10 protein-coding genes and 1 pseudogene are annotated in these 12,454 nt (G+C 68.9%); 2 read left to right on the forward strand and 9 right to left on the reverse strand.

Annotation, left to right across the window (positions count from 1 at the left end; all coding sequences use genetic code 11):
* Positions 1-377: 377 nt before the first annotated feature.
* Positions 378-752, forward strand: a pseudogene (locus tag BBK82_RS47485) (DedA family protein); the annotation flags it as partial.
* Between the two features lie 68 nt (positions 753-820).
* On the opposite strand, the gene BBK82_RS13275 reads toward BBK82_RS47485, so the two are convergent.
* The 6 genes from BBK82_RS13275 to BBK82_RS13300 form a co-directional block, all read right to left on the reverse strand.
* Positions 821-1,402, reverse strand: coding sequence for a TetR/AcrR family transcriptional regulator (locus BBK82_RS13275; protein WP_065915301.1), 582 nt, complete (start codon positions 1,400-1,402; stop codon positions 821-823).
* Between the two features lie 239 nt (positions 1,403-1,641).
* Complete coding sequence (locus BBK82_RS13280; RefSeq protein WP_065915302.1) at positions 1,642-2,748, reverse strand: ABC transporter ATP-binding protein; 1,107 nt, start codon at positions 2,746-2,748, stop codon at positions 1,642-1,644.
* Positions 2,745-3,743, reverse strand: a complete 999-nt coding sequence (locus tag BBK82_RS13285; protein ID WP_065915303.1) for an ABC transporter ATP-binding protein — start codon at positions 3,741-3,743, stop codon at positions 2,745-2,747. The genes BBK82_RS13280 and BBK82_RS13285 overlap by 4 nt, the downstream gene beginning before the upstream one ends.
* A 6-nt stretch (positions 3,744-3,749) precedes the next feature.
* Complete coding sequence (locus tag BBK82_RS13290) at positions 3,750-4,661, reverse strand: ABC transporter permease (RefSeq protein WP_237048164.1); 912 nt, start codon at positions 4,659-4,661, stop codon at positions 3,750-3,752.
* 17 nt (positions 4,662-4,678) lie between these two features.
* Positions 4,679-5,683: an ABC transporter permease gene (locus BBK82_RS13295; RefSeq protein ID WP_065915305.1), complete on the reverse strand. Its 1,005-nt coding sequence runs from the start codon at positions 5,681-5,683 to the stop codon at positions 4,679-4,681.
* Between the two features lie 43 nt (positions 5,684-5,726).
* Positions 5,727-7,406, reverse strand: coding sequence for an ABC transporter substrate-binding protein (locus BBK82_RS13300; RefSeq protein ID WP_065915306.1), 1,680 nt, complete (start codon positions 7,404-7,406; stop codon positions 5,727-5,729).
* Between the two features lie 216 nt (positions 7,407-7,622).
* Between BBK82_RS13300 and BBK82_RS13305 the strand changes: the two genes are divergently transcribed.
* Complete coding sequence (locus BBK82_RS13305) at positions 7,623-10,904, forward strand: AfsR/SARP family transcriptional regulator (RefSeq protein WP_065915307.1); 3,282 nt, start codon at positions 7,623-7,625, stop codon at positions 10,902-10,904.
* On the opposite strand, the gene BBK82_RS13310 is transcribed toward BBK82_RS13305, so the two are convergent.
* The 3 genes from BBK82_RS13310 to BBK82_RS50185 all read right to left on the reverse strand — a co-directional run bounded on the left by BBK82_RS13310 (position 10,880) and on the right by BBK82_RS50185 (position 12,357).
* Entirely contained in the window at positions 10,880-11,356 is a 477-nt protein-coding gene (locus BBK82_RS13310) for a uridine kinase family protein (RefSeq protein ID WP_237048165.1), read from the reverse strand. The genes BBK82_RS13305 and BBK82_RS13310 overlap by 25 nt on opposite strands.
* A gap of 83 nt (positions 11,357-11,439) precedes the next feature.
* Complete coding sequence (gene recR / locus BBK82_RS13315) at positions 11,440-12,048, reverse strand: recombination mediator RecR (protein WP_065915308.1); 609 nt, start codon at positions 12,046-12,048, stop codon at positions 11,440-11,442.
* A gap of 6 nt (positions 12,049-12,054) precedes the next feature.
* Positions 12,055-12,357 carry a YbaB/EbfC family nucleoid-associated protein gene (locus BBK82_RS50185; protein WP_071812856.1) on the reverse strand — a complete coding sequence of 101 codons (303 nt, stop codon included), beginning with the start codon at positions 12,355-12,357 and terminating at the stop codon, positions 12,055-12,057.
* Between the last annotated feature and the right edge of the window lie 97 nt (positions 12,358-12,454).

Genomic DNA, 12,454 nt, shown 5'->3' on the forward strand with positions numbered 1-12,454 from the left:
GCTGACTTGGTGAACCGCCATACAACGGTGTGGACCAGCAGTACCGCCAAGAACCCCTGGACCGCGCCCCAGCAACAGGCTGCGCACCCAGTCATGTGCGCTGACCTGCCTGACAGGATCGGACAACGACCAGGCAGCGGCCACTGCGGTCATGATCACGACGAGGGACCGGAACTTGAACCGGGAAATCCCGGTGCGTGACGGCCAGTCATGCCTCTTCGGACACCGTGCGGCCATTCAGCCCAGCACCAGCATCACGGCGACCGCCGATCCACCCGGGACGTCGCAGGTGGGGAAGATCGACTTTGTTCCTGTGGGCGGGCTGAAGAAACACCCAGGTCGGGATTGTTCACGTCGGTCACGTACGTTCACAGATCATGAGCACCGCAGCCGCCAGCCTCGTCGTGCTGTTCCTGGTCGCCGTCGTGCCGCTGGCACCGACGGAGGCCGTGCTCATCGGCGCCGGTGTCCTGGCCGCGACCGGTGAGGTTCCGCTGTACCTGGTGATCGCCGTGGCCGCTGCGGGATGCCTGGCCAGCGACATGATCAACTTTACCGCAGGGCGCAGGATGGGCATGAAGGCCCTGGACAAGGTGAACAAGAACGCCAAGGCGCGGGCGATGGTGGTGTGGACGGCCGACCAGCTGGCGACCAGGGGCGAGACGATCCTCGTCGTGGCCAGGTTCCTGCCGGCGGGCGGGATCGTCGGCGCGGGGCTCGCCGGTGCCCTGAAGTGGCCGCTGCGGCGCTTCCTGCCGGTGGCGGCCATCGGGTCCGTGGTGTGGAGCCTCTACCCCGCCACGATCGGCTACATCGGCGGTCAGATCGTGGACGAGGCCTGGCTGGCGATGCTGCTGTCCCTCGCGGTGGCGATGCTGATCTCGGTGCCGATCGGCATGGTGTGGCGTGCCCGCAACGCCAACCGCACCCTCTCGTACGCCGACGCGTCGTCGTAGAGCACCGCGAACCGGTCCGCGGCCGCCAGCAGCGCGTCCACCTCGAACGCCATCTGCGCGTCACCGCACAGGCGTTCCAGCAGTGAGACCCAGCGCAGGTTGAACAACATCAGCGCATCGCGCACGCGGCCGGGGCGGGCCGCGAACTCCGAGCGCGTCACCACGAAGAAGCAGCCGCCGGGGAAGACCCGGCGCTTCGAGTAGTCGAGCCACCGGTCGCTCAGGTCCAGCAGCGACCCACCGGCCACCACGACCTCGCGCGCGAAGATCTCCGACGCCGTGTGCACGGCCGCCAGCTGCAGCTCCTCCTTGGAGCCGAAGTGCGAGAACACCCCGCTCTTGCTCATGCCGAGCTCGACCGCGAGCCGCCCGATCGTGACCCCTTCGAGCCCGTCGACGGACGCGATCTCCGCCGCCCTGCCCAGGATCGCCGCACGACTGTCCACCGCCCCACGACACCCGACCCCCCTCAAGCCCCGCCCGCACTCCCCTCGAAACGAGTGCACGCGGGGAGCTTTCGCACTCTCCTACCGCACGCGGGCTCCCCGCGTGCCGCCAAATGCCACGCGGGGACCTTTCGTCCGATCCTGGCGTACGCAACGTCCCCGCGTACGCTCCGCAAACGGCACGCGGGGGCCCCGCGTTCCCCGGAAGGGAACGTGGGGCCCCCGCGTGACGTCGGGGACTACGGGTTGAGCGCCTCGGTGACCGAGGCCGGGCCCACGAGGGGGACGTCCGGGGAGAGGCCGTCGCCCTCCTCCACCAGGATCGGCTTGACCTCGTGCGGCTGGATCTCACCGGAGCGGATCTGCTCGGCCCAGTGGCACGCGACCTTGTGGCCGGGCTTGAGCTCGCGCAGCGCCGGACGTTCCGTGTCGCACTTCGTGGCCTGCCGCCACGGGCACCGGGTGTGGAACCGGCAGCCGGTGGGCGGGTTCGCGGGCGACGGGAGGTCGCCCGCGAGCAGGATCCGTTCCCGCCGGTCCTCGACCACCGGGTCGGGCACCGGGATCGCCGACAGCAGCGCCCGCGTGTACGGGTGCAGCGGCTCGGCGTAGAGGTCCTCGGAGTCGGCCTCCTCGACCAGCCCGCCCAGGTACATCACGCCGACCCGGTCGGAGATGTGCTTCACGACGGCGAGGTCGTGCGCGATCACCAGGTAGGTCAGGCCGAACTGCTCCTGCAGCTCCTCCAGCAGGTTCACGACCTGCGCCTGCACCGACACGTCCAGCGCGGACACCGGCTCGTCGGCGACGATCAGGTCCGGCTCCAGCGCCAGTGCCCGCGCGATGCCGATGCGCTGGCGCTGACCACCGGAGAACTCGTGCGGGTACTTGCGCAACGCGGTGTGCGGCAGACCGACGGCGGTGAGCAGCTCGCGCAGCCGCTTGGCGGTCTCCTCCTTGCCCTTGTCCAGGCCGTGCGCCCGCAGGCCCTCGACCAGGATCGACTCCACGGACTGGCGCGGGTCGAGCGAGGACAGCGGGTCCTGGAACACCATCTGGATCCGGCGCCGCATCTTGCGCAGCTCCTCGCCCTTCAGACCGGAGAAGTCCTGCCCGTCGAAGACCATCTTGCCCGCGGTCGGCTCGTTCAGCCGCAGCATCGCCCGCCCGAGGGTGGACTTGCCGCAGCCGGACTCGCCGACCAGGCCGTAGGTCTCGCCGCGCCGGATCTCCAGGTCCACGCCGTCGACCGCGTAGACGTGGCCGACCGTGCGGTCGAAGAAGACGCCGCGCTTGATCGGGAAATGCACCTTCATGTCCTGCACGGACACCAGGGTCTCGCTCATACCGACACCTCCTCGGCGGCCGGGGTTCCCGGGACCACCGGGTTGTGGCAGCGGAGCAGGCGACCGAGCTTGTCGACCTCCGCAGGCGTCTGCGTGCGGCAGATGTCCAGCGCGTTCGGGCACCGCGGGGCGAACGCGCAGGCGCTCGTCCACGGGATGTTGTCGGCGACCGAGCCCTTGATCGGCGTCAGCTTCGAGTGACGCGCCGCGTCCAGGCGCGGGATCGACGCGAGCAAGCCGTGCGTGTACGGGTGGCGCGGCTCGGCGAAGAGCTTGTGCCGCATGGCCTTCTCGACCACCTTGCCGCCGTACAGCACGTTGACCTCGTCGCACAGGCCGGCGACGACACCCAGGTCGTGGGTGATCATCACGAGCGCGGTGCCGAGGTCCTGCACCAGTTCCTTCATCAGCGTGAGGATCTGGGCCTGGATGGTCACGTCCAGCGCCGTCGTCGGCTCGTCCGCGATCAGCAGCTTCGGCCGGCACGCCAGCGCGATCGCGATGAGCGCGCGCTGCCGCATGCCGCCGGAGAGCTGGTGCGGGTACTCCTTGAGCCGCCGGTCCGGGTCCGGGATGCCGACCTTGTCCAGCAGGTCCTTCGCCTCGATCATGGCCTCCTTGCGGGCCAGGCCGCGGTGCCGTTCGAGCACCTCGGTGACCTGCAGGCCGATCGGGACGACGGGGTTGAGCGACGACAGCGGGTCCTGGAAGACCATGCCGAGCTCGCGGCCGCGGCGGTCGCGCATCTCCCGGTCGGAGAGCTTGAGCAGGTCGGTGCCGTCGTAGGAGACGGTGCCGGTGACCTTGGCGCCGCGCTTGGGCAGCAGACCCATGATCGCCAGCGAGGTCACCGACTTGCCGCAGCCCGACTCGCCGACCAGGCCGACGGTCTGACCGGGCTCGACGTCGAAGCTGACGCCGTCGACCGCGTGGAACGGTTCCTCGCCCCTGCGCTGGAACACGACGGTGAGGTCACGTACTTCGAGCAGTGCCACGACGACTCACCGCCTGTTCTTCGGGTCGAGGGCTTCGCGCAGCGTCTCGCCCATCAGCGTGAAGCCGAGCGCGACGACGATGATGCAGATGGCGGGCCAGGCGGCGAGGTGCGGATGGGTGTCGAACACCTTCTGCACATCGCTGAGCATCTGCCCCCACTCCGGGACCCGGTCGTCCGGGTTGCCGAGGCCGAGGAACGACAGCGCCGCCGCCTCGATGATCGCGGTGGCCAGCACCAGCGTGGACTGCACGATCACCGGGCTGAGCGAGTTCGGCAGCATGTGCCGGAACACGATCGCGCCCTTCTTCACGCCCAGCGCGGTGGCCGCCAGCACGTGGTCGCTGTGCCGTTGCGCCAGCATCGAACCGCGCAGCAACCGGGCGAACACCGGGATCTGCACGATCGCGACCGCGAGGATCAGGGTGAACTGGCTCGGCCGGGCGAACATCGCCGCGATCGAGAACGCGAGCAGCAGCGACGGCAGCGAGAGCATGACGTCGACCATGCGCATGACCAGCGAGTCGACCCAGCCGCCGATCGCGCCCGCGAGCGTACCGAGGATCAACCCGCCGGTCAGGCCGATGAGCGTCGCGCCGACACCGACGACCAGCGTCTGCTGCGAGCCGACCAGCAGACGCGACAGGAAGTCACGGCCCTGCAGGTCACCGCCGAGCGGGTGGCCCGGCTGCGCTTGCGGGATCTCGTTGCGCGCCTTGACGACCTGGTCGATGAGCATCGGCTCGGACGGGTCGTGCGGCGCGAGCCACGGCGACAGCAGCGAGAGCACGATGAACAGGCCGGTGATGACCGCGCCGGTGAGGAACACCGGGCTGCGGCGCAGCCTCTTCCACGCGCTGGCCGCGAGCGAGGTGCCCGCGGACTCGGCGAGGCCGTCGATCTTTTCCTTCTTGGTCACTCCAAGAGCCACTGCGCTCACCTCGTCCTGATGCGCGGGTCGATGAGCGCGTACGAGAGGTCGACCAGCAGGTTGACCACGACGTAGACGATCGCGGCCATGATGATCAGCAACAGCAGCACCGGGTAGTCACGCCGTTCGAACCCGATCGCGAGCGCCTCGCCGACACCGGCGAACGAGAACACCTTCTCGGTGAGCACCGCGCCGGAGAGCAGCGCACCGGTCTGCAGGCCGATCGTCGTGACGACCGGGAGCATCGCGTTGCGCAGGACGTGCCGGCGGCGGATCACCGGTGCGGTGAGGCCCTTCGACTCGGCGGTGCGCACGAAGTCCTCGTCGAGCACGTCGAGCACGGCCGCACGGGTGATCCGGAAGATCACCGCGAACGGGATCGTGGCGAGCGCGATCGCCGGCAGGATCAGGTGTTCCAGCGCGTTGAAGGTCGCGTCCCACTCGCCGGTGATGATCCCGTCGAGGGTGAAGAACCCGGTGACACGGGTGGCGTCGATGGCGTCCTGCCTGCCGCTGGACGGCAGGCCCAGCGCGGACGAGGCAACGTCCTTGAGCAGGTAGGCCAGGAAGAACACCGGCACCGCGACACCGATGAGCGAACCGATGACGCTCAGGTTGTCGAACCAGCCGCCGCGGCGCTTCGCCGCGAGGTAGCCGAGCGGGACGCCGACCGCGATCGCGATGACGATCGCGAAGAAGCTGAGCTCGATCGTCGCCGGGAACCGCTGGAGGAAGATGTCGAGCGCGGAGTCACCGGGCTGGACACCGGTGGAGGTGCCGAAGTCACCGGTCGCGGCGCGACCGAGGAACTTGAAGTACTGGACGAAGATCGGCTGGTCGAGGCCGAGCTGCTTGGTGAGCTCCGCTGCCTTCTCCGGCGTAGAGCGATCTCCCAGGAGGGCCGAAACCGGCCCTCCTGGGAGAAGTCGCAACCACGCGAAGAGCAGCAGCGAGAGCACCAGCACCACGCCGACCAGCTGGATCAGCCGTCGAATGGTGTAGCGGAGCACTGTTAGCTACCCCGTTGTTCTCTCGTGGTGGGAGCCGGCCGGATCAGCCCTTGGAGGCCGAACCGAACCTCTCGTCGGTCAACGGGCTCGGGACGACACCCTTGATGTCCGACTTGAACACCAGCGCGGGCGGGGAGTGCGAGATCGGGATCGCGGGCAGGTACTGCTCCATGATCTTCTTGTTGACCTCTTCGTACAGCTTGGTGCGGTTGCCCTCGTTCGGCTCGGAGTTGGCCTTGGCCAGGTCGCTCGCGAGCGAGGCGCCCCACGCCGACGCACCGGTGTTGAAGCGGTTGTCGGTGCGGCCGAAGAAGGTGCCGACCCAGTTGTGCGCCGTGCCGTTGTCACCGGTCCAGCCCAGCAGGAACAGGTCCGGGATGCCGTTGTCGACGTCGGTCAGGTAACCGCCGTTCCACGGCTTGGTGACGACGTCCAGCTTGATGCCGGCCTTCTGCAGGTCGCCGGCGATGGCGCCCCACAGGTCCTTCGGGGACGGCATGTACGGACGCGTGACCTCGGACGGCCAGTAGGCCTTCAGGGTCAGGTCGGTGGCACCGGCCTCGGCGAGCAGCGACTTCGCCTTCTCGACGTCGTACTTCACCTCGGGGATCGACTTGTTGTAGCCGTTCACCGTGTCCGGCATGAACTGCGTCGCGACCTTGGCACCCTCGGGCAGCTGCGACTTGATCAGCTGTTCGCGGTTGATCGCGTACATCAGCGCCTGGCGGACCTTGAGGTCGGCGAGCTTCGGGTTGTTCTTCTGGTTGATGCCCAGGTAGAACACGTTGAACGCCGGGCGGATCGCCACGTTGAAGCCGTCGGTCTTCAGACCGGCCCAGTCCGCCGCGTTCGGCAGGTCGTAGCCGTCGATGTCGCCGGCCTTGAGCGCCTGCTTGCGGGCGGTCTCGTCCGGGATGATCTTGAAGACGATCTTGTCCAGCTTGGCCTTCGTGCCGTGGTAGTCGTCGTTGCGGACGAGCTCGACGGTGTTGTTGGCCTTGTCGTACTTGCTGAACTTGAACGGGCCCGTGCCGGTCGGGTGCTCGTTCGCGTAAGCCGGGTAGGTGAACGCGTCACCGGCGGCCTGGACGTTGTCGGCGTCGTACTTCTTCAGCGCGTCGGGGCTGGAGATCGAGAACGACGTGAAGCCGAGGACCGACGGGAACTGCGAGGTGACCTCGTTCAGCTCGATGACCGCGGTCTTGGCGTCCTTGGCCGTGCAGGACTTGTACAGCGAGGGCTTGTCCGGCGTGTCCTTGAACCCGCCGAAGTTGTCCAGCCAGTACTGCGAGACGGCGTCGGACTGGCCGGCGCCCTTCTGGTTGTACCAGCGCTCGAAGTTGAAGCACACGGCCTCGGCGTTGAACGCGGAGCCGTCGTGGAACTTCACGTTCTCCCTGAGGGTGAACGTCCACGTCTTGCCGTCCGAGGAGGGCTCGTACTTCGTGGCGAGCGCGGGCTCGACCTCGGCGGTGCCGGGCTTGAAGCCGACGAGACCCTCGTACATCTGCCGCGCGACCCGGAAGGTCTCGCCGTCAGTCGCGTAGAACGGGTCGAACAGCTTCGGCGCGCCAGCGGCACCGAAGGTCAGCGTGCCGCCCTGCTGGCCGCCACCGCCGGAGTCGCGCTGGGATTGCGCGCAACCTGACAGGGCCAGCGCGCTGACGCTGAGGAAGCCGATCGCGGCAACCCAACGGCGGCGAGCCGTTACTGAGTGGACCATCAAACACCCCTTGGACAATCCGCACATCTCACGGTGTGGTCGCCGACCATAACCGTTGTTCATACCCCTCCTGAGGTAGTCCAGGTCACGATCCGGCCACTAGACCAGGCATTCTGATACGTCCGGCGCATGCTCGCTGACCCAACGTGAGCACGCCAGATGCGTCGAACGCTCTCCTAGGCTGTAGAAACGACAACGACACGCGGAGGAGGACGCATGAGCAGGCAGGTCGAGTTCCGCGTACTCGGCCCTCTGCAGGTGCTCGTCGACTCCGAACCACTGCTGGTCCGAGCAGGCAGGCAGCGTGCGTTGCTGGTGTCGCTGCTGCTGCGCGCGGGCACCTCGGTGTCGGTCGACGAGCTCGCCGGGAACGTTTGGGGCGACGAGCCGCCCGCTCGGGCACGAGCGACCCTCCAGACCTACGTGATGAGGCTCAGACAGCTGCTCGGCCCGTCCGTGCCCATTCGGACCGTGCCAGACGGATACCTGATCGATGTCGACGAGAAGACCATCGACCTGATGCGCTTCGAGCCGTTGATCGAACAGGGCGAGCAGGAGCGCGCCGCGGGCAACCTGCAGGCCGCCTCGGCCGCGTTCGCCGCCGCCCTGGGCCTCTGGCGGGGCCCGGCGCTGGTCGACGTGCCGTCGGAGATACTGCACCGCGACGAGGTGCCGCGGCTCAACGAGCGCCGCCTGCACGTGCTGGAACGCCGGGTCGAGGTCGACCTGGAGCTGGGCCGGCACGGTGAGCTGGTCGCGGAGCTGTCCCGGCTGACCAGCGAGCACCCGTTGCGCGAGCGGTTCTGGGCGCAGCTGATGGTGGCGCTGTACCGCTCCGGGCGGCAGAGCGAGGCGCTGGCGGCCTACCAGCGGGTGTCGCGGCTGCTCGGCGACGAGCTGGGCATCGACCCCGGTGACGAGCTGCGGCGCGTGCACGGGCAGGTGCTGTCCGGCTCGATCGACGCGGTGGCCGCCGCCGCTCCCGGTGCCGCCGTGGTGGCCGCGAAGCCCGAGCGGGTGGTGCCGTCGCAGCTGCCGGCCGACATCCCGGACTTCGTGGGCCGCGACGAGGCCGTGTCGTTGATCATCGCGTTGCTCCGGACGGCCCAGGGTGTGCCGGTTGTCACACTCGCCGGGCCGCCGGGCGTGGGCAAGACGGCGCTGGCGGTGCACGCGGCGCACCGGATGCGGGCGGACTTCCCGGACGGGCAGCTGTACGTGAACCTGCGCGGGTACGCCCCCGGTCCGCCGTTGAGCGCGGTGGACGTGCTGCCGCGGTTCCTGCGCGCGCTGGGCACCGAGCCGGACCAGGTGCCGCTGGACCAGGACGAGCAGGAGGCGATGTTCCGGTCCACGCTGACCGGTCAGCGCGTGCTGCTGCTGCTCGACAACGCGTCGTCGGCCGAGCAGATCAGGCCGCTGCTGCCGGGTTCGCCGGGGTGCGCGGTGCTGGTGACCTCGCGGGACACCCTGCGCGGCCTGGCGGTGTCGCACGCGGCGTCGAACGTGCGGCTGGACGTGCTCGACTGGCCGGAGACCAAGGCGTTGCTCGCGGGCATCGTGGGAGTCGCCGAGGTGGAGGCGCAGGAGGACGCGGCCGCCGAGCTGGCGGCGTTGTGCGCGCACCTGCCACTGGCGTTGCGGATCGCGGCGGCGAACCTGGTGTCGCGGCCGGAACTGTCCATCGCGGACTACGTCGAGGAGCTGCGCGCGGGCAACCGCCTCGCCGCCCTGGCCGTGGAGGGTGACGAGCGGGTCGCGGTGCACGCGGCGTTCGACCTCTCCTACACGGCGCTGAAGCCGGAGCTCGCGCAGATGTTCCGGCTGCTGTCACTGGTGCCCGGCACCGACTTCACGCCGGAGATGGCGGCGGCCCTGTCGGGTCTGACCACACAGGACGCCCGCCGGCGGCTGGACCGGCTGGCGACGGCGAACCTGATCGCGAACCACGCGCCGTCGCGGTACCAGTTCCACGACCTGCTGCGTGACTACGCGGCCGAGCGGCTGGCGTTCGAGGAGGGCCGCGCCGACTCGCGGCTGGCGCTGCGCCGGCTGGTGGACTGGGCGGTCCGGTCGGTCGACAACGCCACGGCCGCGCTGAAGTCGACGCTGTTCCGCTTCCCGCGCCCGGCCCCGCTGGACGGGGTGGTGCCGCGGACGTTCAGCACCTCGACCGAGGCATTGAGCTGGCTGGACGTCGAACGCGCGAACCTGGTGGCCCTGGTCGCACACGCCGTGGAGCGCGACCCGGAGAACTCGCCGTGGCTGCTCGCGGACGCGTTGCGCGGGTACTTCCACACGCAGGGGCTGGCCGCGGAGTGGCGGGAGACGGCGAAGGCGGGCTTGCTGGGTGCGCGCGCTCCGCGCGATGAGCTCGGTCAGCTCGCGATGCTGTCTTCGCTGGGCACGCTGTACTGGGTGACCGGGCAGCTGCGCAACGCTCTCGGGTACTACCAGCAGGCGATCGCTCTGGTGCCGCGGATCTCGTTGCCGCAGGCCGAGGCTGCCGTGTTGTCGAACGCCGGTGGCGTCTACATCGATCTGGGCGAGCTGGAGCACGCGGCGGATCACCTGGAACGTGCGCTGGTGATCACCCGGCGGGTGCAGGCCGACCAGCTGCAGGCCACGGCGTTGTTCAACCTCGGTGGCATCTACATGCAGCTCGGTCAGTTGGACCGTGCGGCGGCGAATTTCGAAGAGGCTTTGGAAGCCGGCACACGGCTCGATTCGTGGATCACGCAGGCGCACGTCATGCGCGCGTTGGGCGAGGTGCACGCCATGCGTGGCCAGGCGGACCTCGGCGCGGACTACTTCGTGCGCGCGGGTGAGCTCTATGAGCGCTCTGCGGCTCGCACGTTCGGACACACACTGCACGAGGGCATGGCGATCACTCTGCTGATGCGCGGGCGGTACGAAGAAGCCGCCACGCACGCCCGTGCGGCCATGGAGATCGCCGCAGACCTGGAGAACGTCAAGTCTTCCTGCGACGCAACGAATCTGCTCGGGCGCGCACTGGAAGGCGCCGGGTGCTACGAGGAGGCGCTGACGCAGTTCTCGTCGGCGCTGGCCAACGCGACCGAGACCGGCTACTCGTGGGGAACCATCCTGGCCCGCCGCGGTCTGGCCGCTTCCTTCCGCGGGGTCGGGCGGCTCGACGAGGCGCTGACGCAGGCGACCTCGGCGTTGGTGGAGGCAGGACGCTCGCAGTTCCGGACCGCGGAGATGGAGGTGCTGCTCGTGCTGGGCCGCATCCACCTCGACATGGGCGACGCTTCGCAGGGGCTGGAATGCGCTTTGCGCGCGGCCGAGGTCGGCGAATCTTCCGGCCACCGCTGGGTTTTCGCGCGCGCCCTTGGCCTGGCCGGCGACGCGGCGGCGGCGACGGGATCCGTTGCGGCGGCGCGGGACTACTGGAAGTCGGCGCTTGAGGTGTTCAACGCGATCGGCTCACCGGAGGCTGACGTCGTCCGAGGTCAGCTGGCCGTCACGACAACGTAGTCGGCGCGGGCCTTCGTCTCGTCGACGGCGAACCACCCGCGTTCGAATGCTTGCCAGCGTTGGAAGTTCGCGCGGTTCTGCTCGCCGTCTCGTCGGACTGCGCGTTCGAGCCTGGCCGCTTCGTCGCCGTGGTCGACGAAGATCGTGAGGCTGGCGCGGTGGTTCGCCTTCCTGGCCGCGGAAAAGCCTTCCAGGATGATCACCGGCTTTGGTGCTACGTGGACCCATTCGCCCTGTTCCGGGCGCGGAAACCCGTGGGACCAATCGGTTTTCCGGTATGCGGCCGGGGTGTTCCGCGCGATCCGGTCGAGGACCTCGATGAGCCGCGGCCACCACTTCGTCGTCGGGTCGTCCCACGTCGCGAAGTGGTCGGTCCGGATCAGCTGGGCGTTCGTGTGTTCCGCGAGCGCTTCGGCGAAGGTCGACTTGCCCGCACCGGACGGACCATCCACCGCGATGAGCCTGGTGCTGCCCAACCGCGGTGGATGGCCCTCGATCCGTTCTGGCGACCAGACGGCCGGCTCGTGCGACGCGATCACATGCTCCGACGCCCGGACAACGCGCGCCCCAACGTCAACTCGTCCGCGAACTCCAGATCGCCACCCATCGGCAACCCGCTGGCGAGCCTGGTGACCGTCAGCCCCGGGAAGTCCCGCAGCATCCGCACCAGGTACGTCGCCGTCGCCTCACCCTCGGTGTTGGGGTCGGTGGCGATGATCACCTCGGAGATGTCGACCCCGTCGACCGGCGTGCCGATCCGCGTGAGCAGCTGCCGAATCCGCAACTGGTCCGGTCCGATCCCGCTGAGCGGGTCGAGCGCACCACCCAGCACGTGGTAGCGCCCCTTGAACTCCCTGGTCCGCTCCACGGCCAGCACGTCCTTGGGCTCCTCGACCACGCACACCAACGTCAGGTCGCGCTTGGGATCGCGGCAGATGCGGCAGGTGGTCTCGGCACTCACGTTGCCGCAGACGTCGCAGAACACAACGCCTTCCTTGACCTTCTGCAACGCGCTCTGCAACCGCTCGATGTCCGCAGGTTCGGTTGCCAGCAGGTGGAAAGCGATGCGCTGCGCACTCTTCGGGCCGACGCCGGGCAACCTGCCCAGCTCGTCGATGAGGTCCTGTACCGGCCCTTCGTACATCGCGTCTTACCCGAGCAATCCGCCGAGGCCACCCTGCGCGAGGGGGCCGAGCTTCTGTTCGACCAGCTGCTGGGCCTTGGTGTTCGCGTCCTTGATGGCGGCGATCACGAGGTCCTGCAGCGTCTCGATGTCCTCGGGGTCGACGATCTTCGGGTCGATGGCGAGGTTCACGAGCTCACCGCCGCCGGTGACGGTCGCGGTCACGAGGCCGTTGCCCGCGGAGCCGGCGACCTCGGTTTCGGCCAGTTCCTGCTGGGCGGTGGCCATCTGCTGCTGCATGTTCTGGGCCTGCTGGAGCAGGGCCTGCATGTCGAAACCGGGTTGCACCTGCTGGTCCTCTCGGGAGGGGCTTGGGGTGGGTCCAGGGTACGGCGAAGTGGGTGGTGAGGGTGCGGGGGTGGGTGCG

The organism is Lentzea guizhouensis (genome assembly GCF_001701025.1).
Classification (GTDB): Bacteria; Actinomycetota; Actinomycetes; order Mycobacteriales; family Pseudonocardiaceae; genus Lentzea; species Lentzea guizhouensis.